We start from the raw sequence: 25885 nt of genomic DNA, 5'->3' as shown, positions 1-25885 counted from the left end.
CAGGGGGGACCCTGTGGGAGAGTAGGACGCCGCCGAACAATCATTGCTGAAGAACCCCCATCCGGGATCCGGATGGGGGTTCTTCGCGTTTACGGGCCGACATCGTCAATTGCCGCCCCGGCGGGACAGCCAGCTCCGTCGGCGCGGTGCGGCCACCGTGGCGGAGGTCGGCGGGTGGAGGGCGGCCACGGCACTGCGGATCAGGATGCGCACCCCCTCGGCGGCCGTCTCCGCCGCCATCGACGCGCTCTTCTCCTGACCGGACGTCTGGCTGGGCAGGTAGGGCAGGCGGACGAAGCCGCCGCGCAGTTCCGGGCGTTCGGTGGCGATCAGGTGTGCCAGCCCGTAGAAGACGTGGTTGCAGAGGTGGGTGCCGGCGGTGTGCGAGAGGGTGGCCGGGATCCCGGCCTGCTGGACGGCCTCCACGCAGGCCTTCACCGGCAGGGAGGAGAAGTACGCGGCCGGGCCGTCCGGTACGACCGGCTGGTCGATCGGCTGATGGCCCTTCCGGTCGGGGGTCCGGACGGCGTCGTCGAGATTGACCGCCACCCGTTCGACCGTCAGGTCCGGGCGGTTGCCGCCCTGGCCCGTGGCGATGACCAGGTCCGGCCCGAACCGGGTGACCGCCCGGCGCAGTTCGGCGATCGAGTCGCCGAACGCCCAGGGCAGCTCGGCGAACTCCAGGGCCACTCCGGCCGGCGGACCGGCGGCGACCAGCCGGCCCGCCTCCAGCGAGGAGTTCAGTCGATCGCGGCCGAACGGTTCGAAGGCGGTCAGCAGGACGCGGATGATGGCGGACCTCCCAGCTTGCGGGATCGTACGGACCCGATTTGTGCCGTTCGAGCGTAGGGCCGTCCCGAATGTCCCGGCAAGCCCCACTGGTTCCCGGTGGGCACCATGACCTGAATTCACGTCAGATCCGGCTCGGCGCATCAGGTCCGGCGCGGTGCACCAGGTCGGGTGCGGCGCATCAGGTCCGGCACATCAGGTCCGGCGCAGCGCGCCGTCCGCGCGGAGGGAGGCGAGCGTGGGGTAACCGTCGACGGCCATCAGGAGGTCGGCCTCGGCGAGCAGGGAGCGCAGCACGTGGACGATGCCGTCGGTGCCCTCCAGCGCCAGGCCGTAGGCGTACGGCCGGCCCACGCCGACGGCGGTGGCCCCGAGGGCGAGCGCCTTGACGACGTCGGTGCCGGAGCGGACGCCGGAGTCGAAGAGGACGGGCAGGCCGTCGGCGGCCGCGACCACGTCGGGGAGCAGGTCGAGGGCGGCCAGCCCGCCGTTGGCCTGGCGGCCGCCGTGGTTGGAGCAGTAGACGCCGTCGACGCCGCCGTCCCGGGCGCGGCGGACGTCCTCGGGGTGGCAGAGGCCCTTGAGGATGATCGGCAGGTCGGTGAGCGAGCGCAGCCAGGGCAGGTCGTCCCAGGTCAGCGGGTTTCCGAAGACGCCGGCCCACTCCAGGACGGCGGCCTGCACGTCCTCCTCCGGCGCCTTGGCGAGGCGGGCGCGGAACACCGGGTCGGAGGTGTAGTTGGCCAGGCAGTGGCCGCGCAGCTGCGGGAAGTTGGCGGTGGCCAGGTCGCGCGGGCGCCAGCCGGTGACCCAGGTGTCCAGGGTGACGACGATGCCCCGGTAGCCCGCGGCCTCCGCCCGGTGCACCAGGCTCTCGGCCAGCGCCCGGTCGGTCGGGGTGTAGAGCTGGAAGAAGCCGGGGGTGCCGCCGAACTCGGCGGCCACCTGCTCCAGCGGATCGACCGTCAGGGTGGAGGCGACCATCGGCACGCCGGTCCGGGCGGCGGCGCGGGCGGTGGCCAGGTCCCCGTGGCCGTCCTGGGCGCACAGGCCGATCACCCCGATCGGCGCCATGAACAGCGGGGTCGGCAGGCGCAGGCCGAACAGCTCCACCGACAGGTCCCGCGTGCTCGCGCCGACCATCATCCGCGGCACCAGGCCCCACCGCTCGAAGGCGGCGACGTTCGCCCGCTGGGTGGACTCGTCGCCGGCCCCGCCCGCGACGTAGGAGAGCACCGAGGGCGGCAGCGCGGTGCTCGCCCGGGCCTCCAGGTCGGCAAAGGCCATCGGCATCGTCGGCAGGACGCCGCCGAGACCGCGCAGGTAGATCTCGGTCTGGTAGTCGCCGAACCGCCCGTGGAACGCCTGGTGCCCGTGGAACGCCCGATGGGTCTGCTGGCTGTCCATCCGCTGGCCGTCCTTCCGCCCTCGCCCGCCCGGGACCGTCCCGGCCGGCGGTGCCGCCGGCCCGCCCCGCTGTACGGGCGGACGGGCTGACGGCACCCCGGCATTCTCACCACGGACGGACCGGAGGGCCAGGGTCCGGCGACGGGTGCGTGGCGGCGGCGCCCACGGCGCGGGGTCACTGCGCCGGTTCGGGGCGGACCCGGTGGCCGTACCGCCACGCGGTGGCGGCGGCGAGCAGGGCGACCGACCCGCCGAACACCATGACGGTGCCGGGGGAGGAGTGGTCCACCACCAGGCCGCCGGTCAGCGCGCCGATCGAGAAGCTCGCCTGGAACGCGGAGGTGAACACCACGCCGGCGCCCTCCGGGGCGTGCGGGGCCGCGGCGAGGAACCAGCTGAGCGAGCAGACCGGGACGGCGCCGTACGCCACGCCCCAGAGCGCCAGCAGGACGGCGGCGCCCGGACCGCCGGTGCCCAGGAGGGGCAGCAGCAGGGCCGCGCCGGCGAGCAGCACGGCCGCCGCGCCGAACACCGGCCGCAGTGCCCGGGCCGCCCGGCCGCCGGCCAGGAGGTTGCCGAGCAGCCCGGCGGCGCCGTAGACGAGCAGCAGGGCGGTGATCGGACCGGGGCCGACGTGGGTGGTGTCGGCGAGGAAGGGCGTGACGTAGGTGTAGCTGCCGAAGTGGGCGACCACGATCAGGAAGGTCACCGCGACGCCGGTACGGGTGCCGCGGCCGGCCAGCAGACCGCGCAGCACGCCCAGCCCGGTGACGGTCAGCGGGGGCAGCGGCGGCAGCGACCGCAGGAGGGCGACCAGGGCGAGCAGGGTCAGCGCGGCCATCGCGAGGAAGGCCGCCCGCCAGCCGGCCAGCGAACCGAGGAACACCCCCGCCGGCACGCCGAGCACCGAGCCGAGCGGGACGGCCGAGAAGATCACCGTGTTGGCGCGTGCCCGCCGGTGCTCGGGGACGAGGCGCGGGGCGAGCCCGGAACCGATCGACCAGAACGCCCCGATGACCAGGCCGAGGGCGACCCGGGCGGCCAGCACCGCCCAGTAGGCGGGGGCGAACGCGCTGAGCAGGTCCGCCAGGGTCAGGACCAGCAGCAGTGCGCAGAGCATGGTCCGCCGGTCCGCGCGCCTGGTCGCGACGGTCACCACGGGTGCGGCCACCGCGGCGACGATGCCGGGCAGGGTCATCATCAGCCCGGCCGTGCCGTCGGAGATCCGGAAGGTGGCGCCGATCGGGGTCAGCAGGCCGATCGGCAGGATCTCGGTGGTGACGATGGAGAACACGCCGGTGGTGACGGCGAGCACGGCGAGCGTGCCGCCGTCCCGGGGGCGCGGGTTCCGGGTGCGCGGGTTCGGGGTGGGCGGCTCCGGGGCGGGCGGGGGAGTGGAGCGGACGTTGGCGCCGGTCGGCATGTCGGGGGTCCCGTCGACGGGTGGTGGGTGTCTGTCCCGAAGTCCACCAATTCGACGGGGGGTTGGGCTGGCGTGAATCCGACGTCAACGCTTCCGGGCCGGTTCGGCGGCCCGGCGGTGTGCGGCGGTCGGGCGGTCATCGGTGCCGCTGCGCCGCGCGGCGGCCCGGCGTTCCCCGGCGCTCCCGCGCTCCGCGGCGAGGCGGCGCTGCTTCGCGCGGTGGGCGAGCACGTCCAGGATGCGCTGCCAGGTCGGCGAGGCCTCGGCGATCCGGGAGAAGATCACCTCCTGGTTCCCGGGCCGGCGGTTGTCCCGCCCGTGGGCGATCTCCCAGGTGTCCAGCTCGTCGATCAGCCGGTCCACCCGCGGATCGTCCGGTTCCCAGTCGAGCGACTGGTCGCAGAGGAGGAACAGCCGCAGCGTCCCGGGGTCGTCGAAGCTGGCGTTCTTCTCCCGGACGCCCTGGCGCAGGGCTTCCGGGTCCAGGGTCTGGAGCAGGATCCAGGTGTCGCGTTCGAGCAGTACGGACCGTTCGCTGACCCCGAGCGCGCGCATCCGGTCCAGGATGGCGACGACCTCGGGCGGCAGGGCGAGCCGCTCGCCGCTCGCCAGGTCGGCGATCCGGCGGCGGTGCTCGGTGAGTCGGTCGATCCGGCGCTCCAGTTCGGCGTCGAGGTCGGTGACGGCGGCGGCGAACTCCTCCGGCTCCGCCCGCAGCAGCGCGTCGATCCGGGCCAGCGGCACCCCGGCGTCGGCGAGCGTCCTGATCCGGATGAGGTCCACTGCCGCCTGCGCGCTGTACCGGCGGTAGCCGGAGGCGTCGCGCTCGGGCTCGGGCAGCAGCCCGACCTGGTGGTAGTGGCGGACGGTGCGCACGGTCACGCCGGCGGTCGACGCGAGTTGACTGATCGTGAGCACCGTTCCCACTCCAACCTGTTGAAAGCCCGTCGATCCCGACGTCGAGATCGACGCCATGGTTGAGTTCGAGGTCGAAGTCTAGGCGCGGCCCGCCCGGTCCACGACGTCGCGGATCGCCTGGACCACGTCATCGACCCGCTCGAAGACGAACTGGCTGTGGCCGGTGTCGGTGAGGACGCGCTGCTCCCCGTTCGAGACCGAGTCGGCCATGGCCGCGTACAGCCGGGTCTTGCCGTCGTGCATCGCCTGGAGGAGTTCCTCCGACATCAGCGCCTGCTGGCCGGGGTCGATGCCCAGCGGGGTGAGCGCGATCAGCGGGACGTCGGGCAGGTCCGCCCCGGTCCGCAGCTCGACGGCCAGGTCGGCCATCGAGGCGCGCTCGGCCATGCCGGCGTGGATCCAGCGCTCGCTCACGTGGTACTCGACCACCGCGTCCCGGACGTCCGCCGGGTAGTCCACGAGGAGCTCCGTGGCCATCTGCCGGATGGCCGGGAGGGCCTGCCGCAGCTGTTCCTCGGTGGGCGACATCCGCACGCCGGCGGCCAGGCTGCCCTCGGCGGGCACGTAGTCGTCCCAGTCCCGGTGGAACGCGTCCAGCCAGACCAGCCCGGCCACGTCCTGCGGGTAGAGCTGCGCGAACCCGTGGGCGTAGGCGCCGCCGAGCGAGTGCGCGACCAGGACGTACGGGCCGGGAACGCCCTGGGCGTCCAGCAGTTCGCGCAGCTCGGTGGCGACCTCGGCGGCGGTGCGCGGCAGCGGGGCGTCGTCGCTGAAGCCCGTGCCGCCGCGGTCGTACACCACGGCGGTGGTGAACTCCGAGACGCCCTGCTGGACGCCGAAGTAGTCCAGGCCGATCGCGCTGGCGCCGGGCAGGAGGACGACGGCGGGCCCGCCGCTGCCCTGCCGGTGCAGGTAGAGACGGCGGCCGTCGACCTCCTGGAAGCCGCCGATCGGGGGGTGGAGAGGGGTCGGGGTGGTGCGCTCGTTCGTCATGCGGCAAGCCTCCAACCCTGACGTAGCGTCAAGGTCAAGCGGCTGTCTCCGGGGGCTCTTCGCGGGCACCGTCCCGGCCCTTTCGGGGGTGCTGCGGCGCCTTCGCGGGCAGCCCGGAGGCCCGGTCGGCGTCGTCCGGCCGGGTTTGACGGCGGTGCGGGGTTCCATCACCCTTCCACTAATCGAATAGTGAAAGGGTACTTTGCCGATGCCCGCTTCCTCCTCCCCGCCCGCCGCGCCGTCCTCTCCGCCCGCCGTGCCGTCCGCCGCGCCGTCCGACCGGGCTGCGCGACCCGAGCGGACTGCACGACCCGCCCGGCCCGCGCGGGTCGCCGTGCTCGCGCCGGCCGTCCGGCGGGTGAAGCCCCTCGTCCGCCGCCCCGCCGTGGCCGCCCGTCGCCCCGCCGTGCTCGCCTGGGGCCTGGCGGCCGGGTTCGCCGCGCTCTACGCCTGCGTCGCCGTCAACCGGCACCGGCGCGGCCTCACCAAGGCCTACGACCTGGGCATCTTCGAGCAGGCCGTCCGGGCGTACGCCCACGGGCAGGCGCCGATCGTGCCGCTCAAGGGGCCCGGCTACCACCTGCTCGGGGACCACTTCCACCCGCTGATCGCCGTCCTCGCCCCCGTCTACCGGGCCTTCCCTGGCCCGCTCACCCTCGTCGTCGCCCAGGCACTGCTGATGGCGCTGGCAGTCGTCCCGCTGACCCGCTGGGCCCACGAGGTCGCCGGGCCCCGGGTGGCGCTGCTCGTCGGCTGCGCCACCGGGGCCTCCTGGGGGATCGTCCGGGCGGCGGCAGACGACTTCCACGAGATCGCCTTCGCCGTGCCGCTGCTCGCCTTCGCGGCCACCGCGCTCGGCCGGCGCCGTCCGCTCGCCGCCGCGCTCTGGTCACTGCCGCTGCTGCTGGTCAAGGAGGACCTGGGGCTGACGGTGGCCGCCGTCGGCGCCCTGATCGCCTGGCAGGCCCGGCGGGAGCGGCACCGCACCCCGCTGCCCGGGCTCGTGCTCGCCGCCGTCGGCCTCGCCGCGACCGCGCTCGCGGTGCTCGTCGTCCTGCCGGCGTTCAACCCGGGCGGGGGATTCGACTACTGGCGTCAGCTGGACGGCGGCGGGCAGCCCTCGCCCTCGTCGCTGCCGCTGCGGCTCGGCTGGCCGCCGGTCAAGTGGCTGCTGCTGTTCCTGCTCGCCGCCACCGCCGGCTTCGTCGGACTGCGCTCCCCGCTCCTGCTGCTCTGCGTGCCTACCCTCGCCTGGCGGTTGGCGTCGTCCAACTCGCACTACTGGGGCGTCAGTTATCACTACAGCGCGGTGCTGATGCCGATCGCGGTCGCGGCCCTGGTCGACGCCCTGCGCCGGGTGGACGCGCGGCGGGCGAGGCGGGCGCTCGCCGTCAGCGCCCTGGTGACCGCCGTGACGCTGCCGCTCTACCCGTTGCACGAGGTGGTGATGCCCGAGGCCTGGCGCACCTCGCCCCGGCTCACCGAGACCCGGGCGCTGCTCCACCGGATACCCGACGACGCCACGGTCGCCGCCTCCAACCGGCTCGCGGCGCAGCTGACCGGCCGGGCGGAGGTCACCCTGGTGTGTCGGGCGCCGGAGGGCCCCGGACCGCAGTGGGTGGCCGTCGACCTGCGGGACCCGAGCGTGCAGGCCCCGTGCGCCACCGCCGACACCGCCCGGATGCTGGCCGGCTACCGGGAGCGCGGCTACCACCCGCTGATCGAGCGGGACGGCCTGCTCCTGCTGCAGCGTCCCTGAGGGTTCGCACGGGAGGGCCCCCGGGTCCGGCTTGACCCACGCACCGCGGTGGGCCACCATTCCACTATTGAACTAGTGAAAGGCCGAATCGCCGGTGATCGAGTACCGCATCGAGCGGCGCAGCGGCGTCTCCACGTACCAGCAGATCGTGCAGCAGACCAAGCAGGCCCTGCGGCTCGGGCTGCTGCAGCCCGGGGACAAGCTGCCGACCGCCCGTGAGGTGGTCGAGCTGACCGCGATCAACCCCAACACCGTGCTGAAGGCCTATCGCGAGCTCGAACGCGAAGGGCTGGTCGAGCCCCGCCCGGGGCTCGGCACCTTCGTCCGGCGCTCGCTCGCCCGGCCGGAGGCGGCGGCGGACGGGCCACTGCGCGCGGGCCTGGTCGGGTGGGTGGACCAGGCCCGGGGGGCCGGACTGGAGCGCGAGGACATCGCCGCGCTGATGGCCTCCGTCCTGGAGCAGCGCTTCGACAGCGGGGTCCCCGGCTCCGACGGCTGAGGCCTCGACAGTGAGGCCACGGGCCTCGACGACAACCGGGGCTTGACGCCTCGACGTCGGGCTGTGGATCGCCATACCGGGGACCGAGACTCCCCGGCAACACCGAACAGAGAACAGTGGGGGGACCGGGTGGACGACCCGACGACCACGGCGCCCGCGTCGGCGCCGCTGCCGGAGGCCGGGCAGGCGCCGGCCCTGGAGGCCGAAGGCCTCGGCAGGAACTACCGGGGCGGCTGGGCGCTGCGCGGCTGTGACGTCGCCGTCCCGGCCGGGCGGATCTGCGGCGTGGTGGGCCCCAACGGCGCGGGCAAGAGCACCCTGCTCTCCCTCGCCGCCGGCCAACTCAAGCCCACCGAGGGAGCGTTGCGGGTCCTCGGCGCCCCGGCCGGCGCGCCCGAGCTGCGCGCCAGGGTCGCCTACGTACCGCAGGACAAGCCGCTCTACCCGGGCCTCACCGTCGCCGAGACGCTGCGGATGGGCCGCGAGCTCAACCCGGTATGGGACGAGATGCTGTCCCAACAGATCATCGCGCAGGGTGAGTTGAACCCCAAGGCGCGGATCGGCTCGCTCTCCGGCGGCCAGCGCACCCGGGTCTGCCTCGCGCTGGCGCTCGGCAAGCTCCCCGAGCTGCTGCTGCTCGACGAACCGATGGCCGACCTCGACCCCCTCGCCCGGCACCAGCTGATGGGCACCCTGATGTCGGCCGCCGCCGAGCGCGGCACCAGCATCGTGCTCTCCACCCACATCCTCCCCGAACTGGACGGCGTCATCGACCACCTGCTCCTCGTCCAGCGCGGACGTATCCGGCTGGCCGGAGACCTGGAGGAGATCCTCGACGGACACCGCCTGCTCACCGGCCCGGCCGCCCAGGGCGCCCTGCCGGCCACCGCCTCGGTGGTCGAGCGGCGGGTCAGCGGCCGCCGGGCGATCGCGCTGGTTCGCACCGGCGAGCCGGTGGACGGGAAGTGGGAGAGCGAGCGGCCGAGCCTGGAGGAACTGCTGCTCGGCTACCTCCGCGCACCCGCCGATCCGGACGACTCGCACGACTCGAAGGGCCCGAACGAGGTGGCCGCATGAGCACGACCGTCCTGCCCGACCGCGCCACCACCCCGACCGCCACCACCGCGCCCGGCCTGCGCGGGCTCCTGTGGCTGACGTTCCGTCAAAACCGTGTCTTTCTCCGGGCCTTGGTCGCGCTGCTGCTCGTGGCAGCGGCCGACCTCCTCTGGATCCACGTCCTCTGCCAACGCACCATGGACGAGCTGCGCCGGTCCGGCTGCGACAGCTCCGACTCCTGGTCCCACACCGACTGCTGGACCGTCTACGAACCGATCCACTCCCCGACCTTCTGGTACGTCCAGGTCCTCCAGCCCGCCGTCACCGCTGTCCCGCTCCTGATCGGCGTGTTCGTCGGCGCCCCGCTGCTGGCCCAGGAGTACGAACGCGGCACCATCCGCCTGATCCGCGCCCAGTCCGTCAGCCCGATCCGCTGGCTGGCCGTCCGCCTCGCCGTCCCCGGCCTCGCCGTCCTCGCGGCCAGCGGCCTGCTCGCGGTGCTGATGACCTGGGTGTGGTGGACGGACATCGTGCACGGCCCGTACGCCTTCGACCCGCCGTTCCAGTTCTTCACCTACCCGGCCCTCGGCCTCGCCCCGATCGCCTGGTCCGTGTTCGCCCTGAGCCTCGGCGTCCTCGTCGGCCAACTCGTCCGCCGCCTCGTGCCCGCGATGTTCCTCGCCGGCGCCCTCGTCGCAGTCGCCGTCGGCCTCGTCCGCTGGGCCCGCCCGTACTTCCACCCCATCGTGGACCAGGTCGCCGCCGTGGGCACCCCCCAACCCACCAACGCCTGGCTCCTCGGCCGCGGCATCGTCCTGCCCGACGGCACCCGCGCCAGCACCGACACCTGCCTCTTCTCCTTCCAGGACAACCCCAGCTGCGACATCGCCACCGCCTCCTGGGCCCGCTTCCACCCGGCCGACCACCTCGTCCCCATCCAACTCGTCGAGGCCGGCCTCCTGCTGACCCTCTCGGCTCTCCTCCTGCTCACCGTCTTCCGCCGCATCCGCGCCTGAGGGTCGCGGATTCCTCGGCGGGCCATCGGAGCCGAGCCGCCGCTGCCCGACGGGCGGCAGCGGCTCGATCCGTTCCCGCCCGTCGGATGGTGGGGGTCAGTCGTCCGCGTGGGCGCGGAGGTAGGTGAGGACGGCGCGGACCCGGCGGTGGCCGGTGTCGGGGGTGGGCATGCCGAGCTTGTCGAAGATGTTGCCGATGTGCTTGTTGACCGAGCTCTCGGCGAGGAGGAGGAGTCGGGCGATGGTCGGGTTGTTGTGGCCCTCCGCCATCAGGGCGAGCACCTCGCGCTCGCGCGGGGTGAGGGCGGCCAGCGGGTCGGGGGCGGTGCGGTGGGCCATCAGCTGGGAGATGACCTCCGGGTCCATCGCGGTGCCGCCCTCGGCGACGCGCCGCAGCGCCTGGAGGAACTCCTCGGCGCGGCCGACCCGGTCCTTGAGGAGATAGCCGACGCCGGTGGCGCTCTGGGCGAGCAGCTCGGCGGCGTAGGTGCGTTCGACGTACTGGGAGAGGATCAGGACGGGCAGGGCGGGCAGTCGGCGGCGGGCCTCGACGGCGGCGCGCAGGCCCTCGTCGCGGAAGTCCGGTGGCAGCCGGACGTCGACCACGGCGACGTCGGGGCGGTGGTCGAGCAGGGCGGGCAGCAGGTCGTCGCCGTGCTCGACGGTCGCGCACACCTCGTGACCCTCGCTGTGCAGCAGCAGGACCAGGCCCTCGCGGAGCAGGGCGTTGTCCTCGGCGATCAGGATCCGCACGGGATCTCCACTTCCAGAACGGTCGGGCCCCCGGGCGGGCTGGACAGGCGGGTGGTGCCGTCGAACGCCGCGACCCTGCGGCGCAGGCCGGGCAGCCCGCTCCCGGCACCCTCGACGGCGCCACCCCGGCCGTCGTCCTCGACCCGGACGGTGATGGCGGAGGCGGTGATCCGCAGCCGGACCAGGGCGCGGCGGGCGCCGCTGTGCCGGGCGACGTTGGCGAGCGCTTCGGAGACCACGAAGTAGGCCGCGGCCTCGGCGGCGGCCGGTGCGCGCGGTGGCGGGTCGGCGGCGGGGCCGGGGGAGGGACCGGCGGACGCCTCGGGTGTGGCCGGCTCGACCCGGGTGGGGACGGCGCAGCGGGCGGCGAGCGACCGTACGGCCTCGTCGAGGCCGCGGTCGGCGAGCAGCGGCGGGTGGATGCCGCGTACCAGGGCGCGCAGTGACTCCAGGGCCTGTTCGGCGACGAGTTGGGTGGAATCCACCAACGCCGCCGCCTGCTCGGGGCGTTGGTCGAGCGCGCGGCGGATCATGCCGAGCCGGAGCGAGACGGCCACCAGGTTGGCCTGGGCGCCGTCGTGCAGGTCCCGTTCGATCCGGCGCAGTTCGGCGGCATGGGCATCCAGCGCCGCGGACCGGCTGGTGGTCAGCTCCTGGACGCGCCGGGCGAGCGAGGTGCGGGGCCGGGCGACCAGCAGCCGGCGGGAGGCCCGGGCGTGCAGGTCGGCGGCCGGCCGCAGCGCGGCCAGGGCGACCGCGGCGTAGCCGACCCCGACGGCCGCCGCCGCGACGGCCGTCGGCCAGGAGTCGACGGTCACCAGGATGATCCGCCCGCGTTCGGCCGGCAGCAGTCGCCACCACACCGGCGCGGCCAGCCAGTTGACGGCGTGGCTGCACAGGGTGAGGGCGGCCCCGCAGAGCAGTGTTCCGGCGGTGCCGTGGGCGAGCAGCCACACCAGGTCCTTGCGGACGGCCGGATCGCGTACGGAGACCCGGTCGCCGTACGGGGTGTGCAGCGGCTCGCCGCCCAGCCGGCGGCCGACCAGCCGCCGGTGGAACTCGGCACCGCGGCGCAGTAGTTGCAGGGTCGGCCGGAGGAACGGCAGGCCGAGGCCGACCGGGCAGAGGGCGAGGACCACCAGCAGCAGGCCGAGCCCGACCAGCGCGGCCAGCCCCGTGCCGAGGCAGAGCAGGAGGTAGCCGGCGGCGGCGGGGGAGCGGCGCACCGTGGCGCCGATGGCGGGGCGGACCGCCGACCGCACCGTGGACGCGGCAATCCTGGACGTCCGCACGACTGTTCAGCGCCCCCGAGCGTCCGAGCCGACTTTTCGATCACCCTAGCACCGGCGCCGGAACCGGCCGCGGCCTGCGGGCCCTCCGCCTGCGGGCCTTCCCTGGCGGCGGGCGCGCCGCCACAATGGGCCGGTCGATCGCGGAAGTGGGGGGACCGGGGTGGAATGGCTGCTGGGGATCGGTGGTGCCCTGCTGCTCGGGGTGCTGACCAATCTGGTGTACGACTTCGCCAAGTTCGGTAGCTCGCGGCTCGGTTCCCGGGTGCCTGCGCCGCGCGTCCGGCGGGCGAGCCTGACGGCGGCGGCTCGGGCGCACGACGTGCGGGCGGACGGGCTGGCACCGCTGATCACCTGGTCGGCGACCCGGCCGCTGACGCCGAACACGCTGGTGACGGCGCACCGCGGACGGGTGGAGCGTCCGCACGCGCTGGACACGGTCGGGTGGGCCGACGAGGTGGCGCGCCAGCGGGCGGCCGGTGCGGCGGGCCGGACGGCGTACATCACGCGGCTGACGGTCGATCACGGCGAGCACGGCGGCGCGCGGGCCTGCGAGGTGGACATCGCCGAGAGCGACTACGCGGAGTGCATGGCCACCACCCGGCTCGGCCGGGAGGACCCGGAGGCGGCCCGGCTGCTGCACGAGGCGCTGGACCAGGGCCTGACGAGCTTCGTGGCCGTCGCGCCGCCCACCATGGTCAGCGCCTGCGTCGCCGTGCGGGACCGGCTGGGCCGGCTGCTGCTGCTCCGCCGCTCGCTGGCGGTCAACACCTTCCCCGCGCAGTGGACGGTCGGGATCAACGAGACGATGAAGTACCGCGACGAGCCGGGCGCCGCCGAGGACTTCTACGGGCTGGTCCGGCGGGCGCTGGAGGAGGAGTTGGGGCTGTTGCCGGAGGACGTCGGGCCGACCGCGATCACCTGGCTGGGCTGGAGCGAGCCGGCGTCCTGCTACAACCTGGTGGCCACCGTCCGGTCCCGGCTCGACGCGGCCGAGATCGACCGCCGACGCGAGGCCTGCCACAGCACCTTCGAGCACGACATGGCCGTCTGGGTGCCGTTCACCCGCCGTACGGTCTCCGAGCTCGTGGAGGGCGGCACGTGTCCGGACGGCTCGCGGCGCTGGTCGTACCTCGCGCCGCTGGTGGCCTGGGAGGCCTGGCGGGCGGCGCAGCAGGGGCGGGCGTAGGCCGGAACGGGCCCGCCGCGCCGGGTTCACCGTACGGCTGCCGTGACCTCCCCCTCCGCGGTCGTCGCCGCTTCCGCGGTTCCGGACGGCGTCGCGGTCGCCGTCCGGAACCGCTGCCGGTAGTCGGTCGGGGTGGTGCCGAGGCGGCGGCGGAACGCGCGCACCAGGGTGTCGACGGTGCCGAACCCGCAGGTGGTGGCGACGCGTTCGAGCGTGGCGTCGGTGGACTCCAGCTGGTGGCGGGCGAGTTCGACCCGGGCCGACTCGACGTAGGCGCTCGGCGTGGTGCCCAGCTCGGTCTTGAAGATCCGGGTCAACTGCCGTTCGCTGACGTGGGCGTGGGCCGCGAGGTCCGGGACGGTGAGCCGCCCGGAGAGGTTGCGCAGGATGTGGTGGCGCAGCTCCTCGATCCGCCGGGTGGTCGACACCGGCTCCAGCGGAACGCTGAACTGGCTCTGGCCGCTGGGGCGTTTGAGGTACATGACGAGCTGGCGGGCGACCCGCAGCGCCAGCTCCTCGCCGAAGTCCTCGGCGACCAGCGCGAGCGACAGGTCCAGGCAGGCGCTGATGCCCGCGCCCGTCCAGATCCCGCCCTCCCGGATGAAGATCGGGTCGGCGTCGACCTCGACCTCCGGGTGCTCCTCGGCGAGCTGGCCCGCCGTGGACCAGTGGGTGGTGGCGCGCCGCCCGTCCAACAGCCCGGCGGCGGCGAGCAGATGGGCGCCGACGCAGACGCTGGCCACCCGGCGCGAGCGGGCGGCCAGCGTACGGACCCGCTCGACCACTGCGGGGTCGGTCAGCGCGCGGACGCGGCGGCGGTCGTCCACCTCGACCGAGCCGGGCACCAGCAGGGTGTCGATCCGGCTCCGGGCGGCTTCGTCGAAGGTGAGGTCGGGCAGGATGCGCACGCCCGCCGCGGTGGTGACCGGGGCCGTCGTCTCGGCGGCGAGCACGACCCGGTAGCCGGTGGCGTCGTCGGTCTCCCGGCGGACCAGCGAGAACACCTCGGGCGGGCCGGTCACGTCGAGGAGGTCGACGCCCTCGAACAGCACGATGACGATCAGCCGCTGCACGGCGTGGGCGGTCACGGGTCCCTCCTCGATGTCGGAATCTGCATGTTAGGCGACATTGCCGACACCCGAGCGCCGCCCGTAGCGTTCGAAGGGCCGGTCACACCAGGTGTGACCTGCGAGAACCCCGACTCCCGACCATGAAGGCGGTACCCCGTGCCCACGACGACCCTGCGCACCCTCAACGGCCTCGACGAGACGCCGGCCGCGCTCGGCGACTCGACCCTGATCATGATCGACTACCAGAACACCTATGTGCGCGGCGTGATGGAGCTGGAGGGCTGGCGGGAGGCGCTGGACGCCGGCGCCGATCTGCTCGCCCGGGCCCGGGCCGCCGGCGCCACCGTGATCCACGTGGTCAACGACGGCGGCGAGGGCACCCCGTACGACGTCCGGGCCGAGATCGGGCACATCCACCCGAGCGTGGCGCCGGGCGAGGGCGAGCGGGTGGTGGTCAAGCGGGCGCCGGACGGCTTCGTCGGCACCGACCTGGGCGAACTGGTCGACGCGGCCGGCCACCGGGACGTCGTCCTCGCCGGGTTCATGACCCACATGTGCGTCGCCTTCACGACGGCCGGCGCCTTCCTGCGCGGCAACCGCCCCACCGTGGTGGCCGCCGCCTGTGCCACCCGGCCGCTGGAGTCGGCGGGCACCGCGCTGACGGCCGCCCAGGTCCACCGCGCCGCGCTGGCGACGGTCGGCGACCTGTACGGGGTGGTGGTGGAGTCCCCGGCCGACCTCGGCTGAATCCCGGCCGGGCCCGGCCCGGGCGGACGTTCGACGGCCGCTCGGCGGGTGTACGGCGGCGGCTGTACGGGGCGGCCCGTCCGGATCGCCACCGATCCGCCCCCGCCTCGTTGACCAGACGGCGCACGGTGTCGGCGGCGGGAGGGAAGGGCCATGGCGGGGAACGGGCCGGCGGTGGTGGGCGGCTCGCCGGAACTGGCCGAGTCGTACCGGGTCTGCGAGCAGGAGGTGGCCGGTCACCTGGCCTCGCTGCGGGCGATCACCGACACGCTGCCGCCCGAGGTGCGCCCGCACTTCCACGCCGTCAACGCCTTCGCCTCCCGGTCCGACCGGATCGCCGACACCGGGGACGGGGATCCGGGGGAGGCGGACGCCGGGGACGCGGACACCGACGACGGCGCGGGTGCGGGCGCAGACGCCGACACCGGGGCCGGCGGCCGCCACGGCGGTGCCGACCCCGCCGAGCGGCAGCGCCGGTTCGCCCGCTGGCGGGCCGACACCCTGGCCGAGCTGGCGGCCGGCCACAGCCGGCACCCGCTGCGCCGGGCCTTCGTGGACACCGTGCGCCGCTGGGCGCTGGACCCGGCGCTGGTCGAGGAGTTCCTGGACGCCACCCTGGCCGACGGCGCGCGTCCGCCCGCCTTCGAGACCCCGGCGGACCAGCGCCGCCACCTGCGGGGCGTCGCGGGGACGATCACCGAGCTGTGGGCCCCGCTGCTGGGGGCGCACGGCCCGCGGGCGGCGGGCGCGCTGTCCGCGCTGGGGGAGGCCTGCCAGCTGGCCGACATCCTGGAGGACCTGCCGCTCGACCTGGCGGCCGGCCGCTGCTACCTGCCGCAGGGCGAGCTGCGCCGGCTCGGTCTGACCGCCGCCGACCTCGGCCGGCACGGAGGCCAGGCCGGAGACGGGTCCGGAGACGGGTCCGGAGACCGGGACGACCGCCGGGAGGAGCACCGGGACCGGGACGCCCTGGACGAGCTGCTCGACGGCCAACGGGCCCAGCTGCACCGGCTGTTGCAACAGGCCCTGCCCGCCACCTGGCTCGCCGCCCCCGGCTGCCGCCCGTTCCTGCACACCCTGCTGCTCGGCGCCCAGCTCCAGTACGACGAGATGGCCCTGCTGCGCTCACGCGTCCTGACCGACGGCCTCACACCGCTGAGCGCCGACGGCACCACGCTCCGCCGCCGCGCCCGGTCCGAGCCCTCGGAGGGCACGCCCGCCCACGTCGCCGTGATCATGGACGGCAACCGCCGCTGGGCCGAGGCCCGGCGGCTGCCCGCCCAGCACGGCCACCGGGCCGGGCAGCGGGCCGCGCTGCGCCTGGTCAACGCGGCACTGCGGCTCGGCATCCGGCACCTGAGCCTGTACGCGTTCTCCACCGAGAACTGGGACCGCCCGCCGGAGGAGCTGACCGAGCTGTTCGACTCGCTGGCCGACGGCCTCACCCGCAGCGCGGAAGGCCTGCACGCGCTCGGCGTACGGATCCGCTGGTGCGGCCGGCGGGACCGGGTGGACGAATCGCTGGCCTCCTCGATCGCGCTGGTGGAGAGCATGACGTCCAACAACGGCACGCTGACCCTGACGGTCTGCGTGGACTACGGCGGACGGGAGGAACTGGCGGCCGCGGCGCGCAGCCTGGCCGCCGAGGCGGTGGCCGGCGCGATCCGCCCGGAGGCGATCGGCCCGGCCGACCTCGCCCGGCACCTGTACCTGCCGGACCTCCCGGACGTCGACCTGCTGATCCGCACCTCCGGGGAGCAGCGGATCAGCAACTTCCTGCCCTGGCACCTCGCGTACGCCGAGCTGCTGTTCGACCCGACGCCGTGGCCCGACTACGACCTGGCCGGGCTGCGCGCGGCGGTCCGGGCCTACGCGGCCCGGGAGCGCCGCTTCGGCGGCGTTCCCACCCAGTCCCGACAGCCTCCCCAGACCGCGCAGTTCCCGCACGCCGCGCAGTTCCCGCACGCCGCGCAGCCTCCGCCGGCCGCGCACCCCCCGCACGCCGCGCCGGACGGGAAGCCGTCGCAGGGCTGGAAGCCCCCGCAGCCCCGCGACGCCCCGCCCGCCGTCGGTGCTACTCCTGCGCGGCCGGGGGAGGGGTGTACGTCCCCTCGGCCGTGACGTACCCCAGCACGGTGTCCACGGTGACCGGGTGCGGGCCGTAGTTCGTGGTGTACGCGTCCACCGCCTCCTGGGTGGGGCGCAGCGGCACCCCGCTGAGCCGGACCTTCATCGGCTGCCCGGCCGGCACCGGCTGGGCCGTCAGCTTCCCCTCCGCCAGGCCGCAGTGGAAGGCGGAGCGGTGCCCCATCTCGGCGCCGCCGACCTCGCACCGGCCGGAGGCCAGCCCGTCGCGGACGGCGCCGACCAGCTTCACCACCTCGTAGTCGCCCTGCGCGGTGCGGACGGAGACCCCGCCCTCCAGCGCCCCGTCGCCCTGGGCCTTCGGCGGGTTCGCGAGGGACGGGTCGCCCTGGGCCGAGCGGACCGGCAGGCGCACCCCCGGGCCCCACTCGTCCGGTACCAGGCGCGCCGGAGCGACCACGTCCACCTTCGCCCCGAAGCGGTCCAGTTGGGCCTGGGCCGCCGGTGTCCAGCGCACCTCCACCCACCCGTCGGTGAGCGTGCCCAGGTTTCCCGAGCGGCCGGTGCCGTCGTCGACGGCACCGGCCGCCGCCCCGGTGAGCCACCCCAGCAGGGGGGTGGCCAACGCCGCGCCCAGCAGCGTCCGTCGCGTCGTGCTCATCGTCCCGATCCGTCCTTCCCTGGCCGCCGATTACGGCCCCGGGACGGATCATCCGTCCACCGGCCGTCCCCGGGGCCGGAGCGGAGGGGGAAACCACCCGTGTGGGGGGCGCGGAGCCGTGGTCCCGGGTGGTTCGTCCGGAGATCGACGCCCCCCTGGGGCACCCGCACACCCCCTCACCGACCGGTACGCCCCGCGGAGCGCCCCGGGACCGTCCGGGAGGCGCCCGGATGCCACCCCGACCCCGAGTTGAACGCGTTCAAAGTCGTGCGCCATGATGAGGCCGCGCGAGAACACCCCACCGCGGCCTGCGGCGGGGGACGGCCCCGTGCTGCCCTGTCACGCTTCGGGGCCCGCGACCCGTCATCCGCAACCCCCCACCCCGTACCGGACCACGGAGTCGACCGTGCGACACCTGCTGCAACGCCACCCCTTCGCGATGCGCACCCACTTCGCGCACTCGCTCGTCCTCACCTACGCCCTGCCGCCGCACCTGCTCGCCCCGCTGGTGCCGCCCGGCCTCGCCCTCGACACCTACACCGACCCCGGCGGCACCGAGCACGGGTTCGTCGCGGCCGCCGTCGTGGACACCCGGGCGCTGCGACCGGCCGCGCTGCCCGCCCGCCTCGGCCGGGACTTCATCCTGACCGGCTACCGGGTCTTCACCCGCTTCCCGACCCCCGGCGGCCGCACCATGCGCGGCCTGCGCATCCTGCGCTCCGACACCGACAGCCGGATGATGGCGCTCGGCGGCAACGCCTTCTCCCGCTACCACTACCGGCACGCCCGGATCGGCACCCGGCTGGTCGACGGCACCCTGGAGTTCAAGGTCGTCAGCGGCGACGGCCGCGCCGACCTGCACGTGCGCGCCGACCTCGGCAGTGCCCCCGCCGCCCTGCCTCCGGGCAGCCCGTTCGCGGACGCCCGGGCCGCGCGCCGCTTCGCCGGGCCGCTGCCCTACACCTTCGAGTACGAGCCGCAGACCCGCTCGATGATCGTGGTCAAGGCCACCCGCGCCCACTGGGACCCGGCCCCGGTGGCCGTCCAGGTGCCCCGGCTCACCTTCTTCGACCACGGCCCGCTGGCCGGCAGCCGGCCGGTGCTCGCCAACGCCTTCCACGTCGCCGGCCTCGACTACGGCTGGCACGCCGGGGAGCGCCGCAACCTCACCGGAGCCGCCCGATGACCACCCCCGCCCCGACCGAGCCCGGCCCGCGTGCCGCTCGCCCGCACGCCGCTCGCCCGCGCGCCGTCTGCGCGGCCGTCCTCTGCCCGTCCACGGCCGGGCTCCCCGGCCCCCGTCCGTCCGGCGTGCGCGAAGTCGTCCGCTACAACTGGCCGATGTACGCGGCCGGCGCGCTCACCGTCGCCGCCGGTCGGGTGCTGGCCCGCCGACTGCCCGGCCCGGCCGCCGCGCTCGCCCGCACCGCCGCCGCCACCGCCGCCGGGTACCTCGCCCTCAGCACCCTCGCCACCTGGTGCGTCTACGACCGCTCTGAGCTCCACCGCTACGACTGGCTGCCCGAACTGCTGCCCGAGGGCCCCGGCGACCACCTGGTGGTCAGCACCGGCCTGGACGAGGCCAGCCGCCCGCTCGCCGCCCGCCACCCCGAGGCCCGCGGCCGGCTCGCCGACCTGTACGACCCGGCGCTGACCGCGAGCGGCTCGATCCGCCGCGCCCGCCGCCACGCCCCGCCCGCCCCCGGCGGCATCCCGGCCCGCCCGGACGCGCTGCCCGCCGCGACGGGCGCCCTGGACACCGTGTTCGCCGTCTTCGCCGCCCACGAGCTGCGCCGGCCCGCCGACCGCACCGCCCTGTTCGCCGAGGCCGCCCGCGCCCTGCGCCCCGGTGGCACCCTGCTGCTGGTCGAGCACCTGCGGGACGCCGCCAACACCGCCGTCTACGGCCCCGGCGCCTGGCACTTCCTGCCCCGCGGCACCTGGCTGCGGCACGCCGCCGAGGCGGGCCTGCACCGGGCCGCCGAACGCCGGATCGCCGGGCTGGTCACCGTCTTCGCGTTCCGGAAGCCCGCGTCATGACCGGACTGCTCACCCTGGAAGGCCAGTTGCGGCTGGTCGGCGCCGCGCTGCTGGGCGTCGGCCTGGTCCACGCGGTGCTGCCCCGCGCCATCGGCTGGCCCGCCGACCTGTCCGGCACCACCCTGCTGACCCGCCAGGTCTCCTACGCCCACCTCTTCTTCATCGGCCTCGCCTGCGCCTTGCTCGGCCTGCTCCCGCTCCTCCTGGCACCCGACCTGCTCGCCGGCGGCCGGCTCGGCACCGCCCTGCTGGCCGGCCAGACCCTCTTCTGGGGCCTGCGCTGGCTCTTCGAGTTCGCCTACTTCTCGCCCCGGCTGTGGCGCGGCGACCGCCTGCGCACCGCCGCGCACCTGGGCCTGTCCGTGCTGTGGACCTGGGTGGCGACGGTCTTCGCCGCCGCCCTCTGGCACACGGTCTAGGATCAGTCACGACCTCAGGAGCCCACACACCCCCTCAAGGATCATGCGGTGACCGTTGCTTTTCCCCGTGCTCGCGCCGTGCGTTCGGCCCTGTCGGCCGGCGCCGTCCTGCTGGCGGCCACCTCCTGCTCCGGTTCGGCCGACGCCCCGCTGACCGCCGCCCAGGCCAAGCAGCAGACCGACAAGTACTTCAGCGAGACGTTCCTGGCCTTCCCGAAGCCGATCTCGCCGGTCGTCGAGCGGGACGGCGAGGAGAAGTGCTTCAAGAAGGACGCCCCCTCGGAGCCGGACGGCCGGGTCAAGGCCGTGACCTACCGCTTCCTGCGGGACATTCCGGCCGATCACCACGACACGATCTTCGACGCGTTCCGCGGCCACCTCGTCGTGGCCGGGTTCAAGGTCACCGACAGCAGGCCCGGCGTGATCGTCCTCACCAACCCGGACAACGGCTTCAAGGCCTCCGTCTCGGACGGCGACAACTGGCCCGCCACCCTGGTCGCCGGATTCGAATCCCCCTGCGTCTGGCCCGAGGGCACCAAGCCGCCCACCGGGTGAGCCGACCGGTCGGCTCCCGCCGCCGTCACGCCCCCAGGTAGCGCAGCACCGCCAGGACCCGCCGGTGGCCGTCCACGTCCACCGGCAGGTCCAGCTTGGCGAAGATGTTGCCGATGTGCTTGTTCACCGCCGCGTCGCTGATGAAGAGTTCCGCCGCGAGCGTGGCGTTGGAGCGGCCCTGGGCCATCAGCGCCAGCACCTCGCGCTCGCGGGCGCTGAGCCGCTCCAGCGGGTCGTGCCGAAGCCGCACCAACTGCTGGACCACCTCCGGGTCCACCACCGTCCCGCCGCCGGCCACCCGTTCCAGGCCGGCCATGAAGTCGGCGACCGCGCCCACCCGCTCCTTCAGCAGGTAGCCGACCGAGCGACCGCCGTCGGAGTCCAACAGCCGCATCGCGTAGGACTGTTCGACGTACTGGCTGAGCACCACCACCGGCAGCCCCGGGCACTCCCGGCGCAGTTCGACGGCCGCCCGCAGGCCGTCGTCGCGGTTGTCCGGGGGCATCCGGACGTCCGTGACCACGAGGTCCGGCCGCTCCGCGCGCACGGCGGCGACCAGGGCGTCCGCGTCCCCGACGGCGGCGAGGGTCTGGTGCCCGAAACGGTGCAGCAGGCCGACCAGCCCCTCCCGGAGCAGGACGGCGTCCTCGGCGACGATCACCCGAAGCGGCACGGTATCTCCACGTGGAGCAGGGTCGGACCGCCGGCCGGGCTGGACACCCGCATCCGGCCGTCGACGGCGGTGAGACGGTCGGCGAGCCCGGTCAGCCCGCTGCCGAGCGCCGGGTCCGCGCCGCCGCGGCCGTCGTCGGCGATCTCCAGGACGAGCAGGTCCGCGTGGTAGCGGCCGGAGACCCGGGCGCGGTCGGCCCCGCTGTGGCGGGCGATGTTGGTCATCGCCTCGCTGATCAGGTAGTAGACACCGGTCTCCAGCTGCCGGGGCAGCCGACCGGGCAGGTCCAGGTCGACGGTGACCGGGATCGGGAACCGGCTGGCCTGCTCCCGGACGGCCGCGGCCAGCCCGTGGTCGGCCAGTACCGGCGGGTTGAGGCCGCGCACGATCCGGCGCAACTCCTCGTGCGCGGCGCCGAGTTGCTCCTGCGCCCGGGTCAGCTGCGGGCCCAGCGGCGAGCCCGGCGGGACGTCCAGGTGCATCAACCCGAGCGTCATCCCCAGCGAGACCAGCCGCTGCTGCGCGCCGTCGTGCAGGTCCCGCTCGATCCGCTGCCGCTCGGCGTCGAAGGCGTCCACCAGCCGCGCCCGGGAGGCCTTCACCTCCCGCAGCTCCGCGCCCAGCTCCGCGTCGCGCGGGGCGAGCAGGGTCCGGGCGAGGGCCGCCCGGGCGCCCGCCCAGGAGGTCACCGTGTACGGGGAGGCCAGCAGCACGAAGGCCCCGAAGACCGACCACGGCCAGGTGGAGCCGTCGAGCGACGAGAAGCAGAGCGCCGGCACCCCGAAGGAGAAGGACAGCACCAGCAGGTCCAGCCACCACAGCGCGGCCGCCGAGACCAACGCGAAGCCCAGTTCGCGCCAGGTCGCCGGCTCGGTCAGCCGGGTGGCCGCCCAGGCGCGCAGCCCCGGAGCGTCCGGCGCCCGGTGCGGGTCCTCGGCCGGGTCCAGGTCCACCAGCCGCAGCCGGCGCCGCTCGACGGCCGCGACCGCCACCGCCGACAGCACCACTCCGACCAGCGGCGCCACCCCCACCAGCACCACCAGCAGCACCGCGCCCGCCACCAGCCCGGCGGCCAGCACGGCCATCGCCGCGGCCCCCACCAGCACCCCGCTCGCCAGGTACGCCAGTGAGCGCCACGGCCACGCGGACGTGAGGAAGCTCAACGGCCGTTGGGCCATCGCCTGCCATGCCGTTCTCGGACGCATGCGACGAACAATAGTGCGGCGGGGCGCCGGGCGGGGTAGTGCAGGCACTACCTCCCCGGTAGTGCCCGGATCAGTGCCCCCGACCTGCGGGTTCGCTGGAATGTCCGGCATGACGAACCATCGGGAACCCACGGCGGACGGCGGCGCCGCCGAACAGCACGACATGGCGGAACAGCACGACATGGCGGAACAGCACGGCATGGCCGAACAGCACGGCGTGGTGGAACTGCACGACCTCCGCAAGGTGCACGGCACCGGCGAAGGAGCCGTGACCGCACTCGACGGGGTCACGCTCGGCTTCCCCCGCGGCACCCTGACCGCGATCATGGGGCCCTCCGGCTCCGGGAAGTCCACCCTGCTCCAGTGCGCCGCCGGCCTGGACCGGCCCACCGGAGGCCGGGTGCTGCTGGCCGGCCTCGACCTCGGCGCCCAGAGCGAGCGCCGGCGCACCGAACTGCGGCGCCGACGGATCGGCTTCGTGTTCCAGGCGTACAACCTGGTCGAGTCGCTGACCGCCGCCCAGAACGTCGAACTGCCCTCCCGCTTCGCCGGCCGCGGGAACGGCGGGCCGGTCGGCCGCGCGGAGGTGACCGCCGCGCTGGACGCCGTCGGACTGGCCGACCGCGCCGGGCACCGGCCCAGCCGGCTCTCCGGCGGCCAGCAGCAGCGCGTCGCCCTGGCCCGGGCCCTGGTCACCCGCCCCGACGTGCTCTTCGCCGACGAGCCCACCGGCGCGCTGGACACCCGCACCTCGGGCCAAGTCCTGCGGCTGCTGCGGCGGTTGGTGGACGAACAGGCACAGACCACGGTCATGGTCACCCACGACCCGACGGCCGCCGCCGTCGCCGACACCGTGGTCTTCCTCCAGGACGGCCGGATCGCCGACCGGCTGGACCTGGACGGCGACACCGCCCGCTCCGCCGCCGCCGTCGCGGCCCGCATGGCCCGGCTGGAGGCGTGATGCTGATCCTCGCCAACGTCCGCGAGCGCTGGGCCGGGTACCTCTCCTGCTGGCTCGCCGTGCTGGTCGGTGTCGCCCTGATCACCGCCACCCTGACGATCCACGAGTCCGCCCGGCCCGCCGTCCAGCCCCGCCTCGCCGCCGCCCCCGCGCTGGTGCTGCCGCCGCAGGCCACCGACCGCGGTGGCAGCCCGAAGGACCGCGTCCCGTGGAGCCCCGCCGAGGCGCAGTCGCTGACCGAACGGCTGCGCGCGGTGCCCGGCGCGGCCGCCGTCGTGGTGGACCGCGTCTTCTACGCCCAGGCCGTCCGCGACGGCCGGCCGCTCCCGGACGACGGCGCGGCCGAGGCCGGCCACGGCTGGTCCTCGGCCCGGCTGGCCCCGTACCGGCTGCTCACCGGCCGGGCCCCCGACACCGCCGACGAGGTGGTGGTCGACCAGGCCCTCGGTGTCCCGGCCGGCGCTCGGCTGACCGTCAACCTCACCGCCGGACGCGGCGAGTTCACCGTCGTCGGCACCGTGGACGGCCCCGGCTACTACCTCAGCGACGCCGCGGCCGCCCAGCGCGACCCCGGCGTCCGGACGATCGCCCTGCTGCCCACCCCCGACACCACGCCCGCCCGCCTGGCCGCGGCCGCCCGTACGGCCGTCGGCGACGGGGCGACCGTGGTCACCGGCGACGGCCGCGCCGCGCTCCAGCCCCGCCACGTCGAGCACCGGCGCTTCCTCGGCACCCAGCTGATCGGCGCGCTGGCCGCCCTCGGCCTGTTCACCACCGGCTTCGTGGTCGCCTCGATGCTCGTCCTCGCCACCGGCCTGCGGCGCCGCGAACTCGGCCTGCTGCGCACCCTCGGCGCCACCCCGGGCCAACTGCGCCGGATGGTCCTCGGCGAGGCCGCCGTGGTCGGCCTGCTGGGCTCGGCGGCCGGCTGCCTGGCCGGCCTCGCCGCCGCCCCACTGCTGCGGGACGCCCTGCTGCGCCTGGACGTCGCCCCGCCGGGGCTCGCCGTCCGGGTGACGGCCTGGCCGCTGCTCACCGCCGCGGCGGTCGGCGTCGGCGTCAGCGTGCTCGGTGCCTGGGCGGCGAGCCGTACGGCCGTCCGGGTCGCACCGCTGGAGGCACTGCACGAGGACCGCACGGCGGAGCGGAGGCCGAGCCGCGCCCGGCTGGCCGCCGGACTGGCCGTGCTCGGCCTCGGCACCGGCTGCGCCGTGCTCACCGCCACCTCCGCCGCGGACCGCCGGGTGGGCCTGGCGATCACCGCCACCATGGTGCTGATCACGGCCGCCGCCCTGCTCGCCCCGGTCCTGGTCGGCCCCGTGGGCCGGGTGGTGACCGCGCCACTGCGGCGGCTCGGCACGGCCGGACCGCTGCTGCTGCGGGCCGGGCTGACGGCCGGCGCGGGCCGGGCCGCCGCCACGGCGGCCCCGGTGATCGCGGCCGTCGGGTTCGCGGTGCTGCTCAGCGGCGCGGTGGAGACGATGCGGGCGGCCTACCCGGCCGGCCAGGCGCTGCGGCTCTCCGGCCAGGCGATCGTCACCAACGACGGCACCCCGGGCCTCACCGACGAGGCGGTCGCCGCCCACCCGGTCGGCAAGGCCGCCCTGCCGACCCGCGCCTTCGTCCACCGCGCCGACGGGACGACCGCCGTGATCGACGCCCTCGGCTCCCGGGACCCCGCCTGGGACCGGCCCGGCGAGGCGGTGCTGGGAGAGTCCATGGCGACGTGGCTGGGTGTGACGGCCGGGCAGCAGTACCCGGTCCGCTTCGCCGACGGGGCCACCGTCCCGCTGCGCGTCGCCGGGATCCTGCCGGACGACCCCGCCCGCGGCGACTTCGTCCTCGCCCGGAGCCTGGTCCGCGCCCACGACCCGGCCGCGCTGGGCGACGACCTCTTCGTCCCGGCGGGCACCGAGGCCGTCGCGGTGGTCCCCGGCACGGCCGTCCACGACGCCGTCCGCTACGCCCTGGACGACTACGACACCGACGCCCGGCTGACCGACAGCCTCGCCGCGATGCTGATCGCCGTCGCCGTCGGTTACAGCTCGATCGCCACCGCCAACAGCACCGCGCTGTCCGCCCACGGCCGCCGCCGCGACCTCGCCGTCCTGCGTTCCACCGGAGGCACCGTCCGCCAACTGGTCCTGCTCGCCGCGGCCGAGGCGGCCCTGGTGACCGCCGTCGCCACCCTGCTGGGCCTGCTGGCGACCCTGCCACCGCTGGCCGGCCTCGCCTCCGGCCTCTCCCAGAGCACCGGAGCCCCGGTCGCCCTCCACCTGAACCCGGCCGCCCTGGCCGCCGTGACCTGCGCCTGCCTGCTGTTGGCGAGTGCGACGAGTGCGGTGGTGACGTGGCGCTCGCTGCGCCGGCCGTGAGGC

The 25885-nt window shown here is 75.3% G+C and carries 24 protein-coding genes; 13 read left to right on the top strand and 11 right to left on the bottom strand.

The genetic code is table 11. The annotated features are described in order from the left end of the window. Window positions 1-105: 105 nt before the first annotated feature. From pcp to ACFY0X_RS15155, 5 genes are all read right to left on the bottom strand, one after another. Entirely contained in the window at window positions 106-792 is a 687-nt protein-coding gene (gene pcp / locus ACFY0X_RS15175) for a pyroglutamyl-peptidase I (RefSeq protein ID WP_387754086.1), read from the bottom strand. 192 nt (window positions 793-984) lie between these two features. Then, window positions 985-2196, bottom strand: coding sequence for an alpha-hydroxy-acid oxidizing protein (locus ACFY0X_RS15170; RefSeq protein WP_387754045.1), 1212 nt, complete (start codon window positions 2194-2196; stop codon window positions 985-987). Window positions 2197-2371: 175 nt separating this feature from the next. Then, the gene (locus ACFY0X_RS15165; protein ID WP_387754042.1) at window positions 2372-3619 is read right to left on the bottom strand and encodes an MFS transporter; all 1248 of its coding nucleotides are present in this window, start codon (window positions 3617-3619) and stop codon (window positions 2372-2374) included. An 84-nt stretch (window positions 3620-3703) separates the two neighbouring features. Further along, window positions 3704-4537, bottom strand: a complete 834-nt coding sequence (locus tag ACFY0X_RS15160; protein ID WP_387754039.1) for a MerR family transcriptional regulator — start codon at window positions 4535-4537, stop codon at window positions 3704-3706. 78 nt (window positions 4538-4615) lie between these two features. Next, window positions 4616-5530 (bottom strand): alpha/beta fold hydrolase, encoded by a 915-nt coding sequence (locus tag ACFY0X_RS15155; RefSeq protein ID WP_387754036.1) that lies wholly within the window; start codon window positions 5528-5530, stop codon window positions 4616-4618. A gap of 358 nt (window positions 5531-5888) precedes the next feature. On the opposite strand from ACFY0X_RS15155, the gene ACFY0X_RS15150 reads away from it, so the two are divergent. The 4 genes from ACFY0X_RS15150 to ACFY0X_RS15135 all read left to right on the top strand — a co-directional run bounded on the left by ACFY0X_RS15150 (window position 5889) and on the right by ACFY0X_RS15135 (window position 9860). Continuing rightward, complete coding sequence (locus tag ACFY0X_RS15150; RefSeq protein WP_387754033.1) at window positions 5889-7289, top strand: DUF2079 domain-containing protein; 1401 nt, start codon at window positions 5889-5891, stop codon at window positions 7287-7289. A gap of 94 nt (window positions 7290-7383) precedes the next feature. After that, window positions 7384-7788, top strand: a complete 405-nt coding sequence (locus tag ACFY0X_RS15145) for a GntR family transcriptional regulator (protein WP_387754031.1) — start codon at window positions 7384-7386, stop codon at window positions 7786-7788. A 129-nt stretch (window positions 7789-7917) separates the two neighbouring features. Further along, a complete protein-coding gene (locus tag ACFY0X_RS15140) occupies window positions 7918-8865 on the top strand; it encodes an ATP-binding cassette domain-containing protein (RefSeq protein ID WP_387754028.1) in 948 nt (315 codons plus the stop codon). Next, window positions 8862-9860 (top strand): hypothetical protein, encoded by a 999-nt coding sequence (locus ACFY0X_RS15135; protein WP_387754025.1) that lies wholly within the window; start codon window positions 8862-8864, stop codon window positions 9858-9860. The genes ACFY0X_RS15140 and ACFY0X_RS15135 overlap by 4 nt, the downstream gene beginning before the upstream one ends. Before the next feature lie 96 nt (window positions 9861-9956). On the opposite strand, the gene ACFY0X_RS15130 is transcribed toward ACFY0X_RS15135, so the two are convergent. Together ACFY0X_RS15130 and ACFY0X_RS15125 are read right to left on the bottom strand one after the other, a co-directional pair. Next, complete coding sequence (locus ACFY0X_RS15130) at window positions 9957-10613, bottom strand: response regulator (RefSeq protein ID WP_387754022.1); 657 nt, start codon at window positions 10611-10613, stop codon at window positions 9957-9959. Then, entirely contained in the window at window positions 10601-11875 is a 1275-nt protein-coding gene (locus ACFY0X_RS15125) for a sensor histidine kinase (RefSeq protein WP_387754019.1), read from the bottom strand. Before ACFY0X_RS15125 ends, ACFY0X_RS15130 begins: the two co-directional genes overlap by 13 nt. Before the next feature lie 190 nt (window positions 11876-12065). Here ACFY0X_RS15125 and ACFY0X_RS15120 point away from each other — a divergent pair, with 190 nt between their 5' ends. Further along, complete coding sequence (locus ACFY0X_RS15120; protein ID WP_387754017.1) at window positions 12066-13091, top strand: hypothetical protein; 1026 nt, start codon at window positions 12066-12068, stop codon at window positions 13089-13091. Between the two features lie 26 nt (window positions 13092-13117). Here ACFY0X_RS15120 and ACFY0X_RS15115 read toward each other — a convergent pair whose 3' ends face one another. Continuing rightward, entirely contained in the window at window positions 13118-14179 is a 1062-nt protein-coding gene (locus tag ACFY0X_RS15115) for a GlxA family transcriptional regulator (RefSeq protein WP_387754015.1), read from the bottom strand. A gap of 138 nt (window positions 14180-14317) precedes the next feature. Here ACFY0X_RS15115 and ACFY0X_RS15110 point away from each other — a divergent pair, with 138 nt between their 5' ends. Both ACFY0X_RS15110 and uppS read left to right on the top strand, forming a co-directional pair. Next, window positions 14318-14908: an isochorismatase family protein gene (locus ACFY0X_RS15110; RefSeq protein ID WP_387754012.1), complete on the top strand. Its 591-nt coding sequence runs from the start codon at window positions 14318-14320 to the stop codon at window positions 14906-14908. 153 nt (window positions 14909-15061) lie between these two features. After that, window positions 15062-17029, top strand: coding sequence for a polyprenyl diphosphate synthase (gene uppS, locus ACFY0X_RS15105; RefSeq protein ID WP_387754010.1), 1968 nt, complete (start codon window positions 15062-15064; stop codon window positions 17027-17029). Here the strand turns inward: uppS and ACFY0X_RS15100 are convergent. After that, complete coding sequence (locus tag ACFY0X_RS15100; protein ID WP_387754008.1) at window positions 16983-17654, bottom strand: hypothetical protein; 672 nt, start codon at window positions 17652-17654, stop codon at window positions 16983-16985. The two genes, uppS and ACFY0X_RS15100, sit on opposite strands and share 47 nt — an antisense overlap. 406 nt (window positions 17655-18060) lie before the next feature. On the opposite strand from ACFY0X_RS15100, the gene ACFY0X_RS15095 reads away from it, so the two are divergent. The 4 genes from ACFY0X_RS15095 (at window position 18061) to ACFY0X_RS15080 (ending at window position 20668) form a co-directional block, all read left to right on the top strand. Then, on the top strand, window positions 18061-18840 hold the full coding sequence (locus tag ACFY0X_RS15095) for a DUF2071 domain-containing protein (RefSeq protein WP_387754005.1): 780 nt from the start codon (window positions 18061-18063) through the stop codon (window positions 18838-18840). Beyond that, on the top strand, window positions 18837-19694 hold the full coding sequence (locus tag ACFY0X_RS15090) for a class I SAM-dependent methyltransferase (protein WP_387754002.1): 858 nt from the start codon (window positions 18837-18839) through the stop codon (window positions 19692-19694). Before ACFY0X_RS15095 ends, ACFY0X_RS15090 begins: the two co-directional genes overlap by 4 nt. Further along, window positions 19691-20113, top strand: a complete 423-nt coding sequence (locus tag ACFY0X_RS15085; RefSeq protein WP_387753999.1) for a hypothetical protein — start codon at window positions 19691-19693, stop codon at window positions 20111-20113. The genes ACFY0X_RS15090 and ACFY0X_RS15085 overlap by 4 nt, the downstream gene beginning before the upstream one ends. 78 nt (window positions 20114-20191) lie before the next feature. Next, entirely contained in the window at window positions 20192-20668 is a 477-nt protein-coding gene (locus ACFY0X_RS15080) for a hypothetical protein (RefSeq protein WP_387753996.1), read from the top strand. A gap of 25 nt (window positions 20669-20693) precedes the next feature. Here the strand turns inward: ACFY0X_RS15080 and ACFY0X_RS15075 are convergent, their stop codons facing one another. Both ACFY0X_RS15075 and ACFY0X_RS15070 read right to left on the bottom strand, forming a co-directional pair. Beyond that, window positions 20694-21341: a response regulator gene (locus ACFY0X_RS15075; RefSeq protein ID WP_387753993.1), complete on the bottom strand. Its 648-nt coding sequence runs from the start codon at window positions 21339-21341 to the stop codon at window positions 20694-20696. After that, a complete protein-coding gene (locus ACFY0X_RS15070) occupies window positions 21326-22546 on the bottom strand; it encodes a sensor histidine kinase (protein WP_387753991.1) in 1221 nt (406 codons plus the stop codon). The genes ACFY0X_RS15075 and ACFY0X_RS15070 overlap by 16 nt, the downstream gene beginning before the upstream one ends. Window positions 22547-22727: 181 nt before the next feature. Here ACFY0X_RS15070 and ACFY0X_RS15065 point away from each other — a divergent pair, with 181 nt between their 5' ends. Together ACFY0X_RS15065 and ACFY0X_RS15060 are read left to right on the top strand one after the other, a co-directional pair. After that, on the top strand, window positions 22728-23507 hold the full coding sequence (locus tag ACFY0X_RS15065) for an ABC transporter ATP-binding protein (protein WP_387754084.1): 780 nt from the start codon (window positions 22728-22730) through the stop codon (window positions 23505-23507). Continuing rightward, a complete protein-coding gene (locus tag ACFY0X_RS15060) occupies window positions 23507-25882 on the top strand; it encodes an FtsX-like permease family protein (RefSeq protein WP_387753988.1) in 2376 nt (791 codons plus the stop codon). Before ACFY0X_RS15065 ends, ACFY0X_RS15060 begins: the two co-directional genes overlap by 1 nt. Window positions 25883-25885 lie beyond the last annotated feature (3 nt).

The organism is Kitasatospora sp. NPDC001547 (genome assembly GCF_042894165.1).
GTDB lineage: Bacteria > Actinomycetota > Actinomycetes > Streptomycetales > Streptomycetaceae > Kitasatospora.
This window is presented reverse-complemented; position numbering and strand designations above follow the sequence as displayed.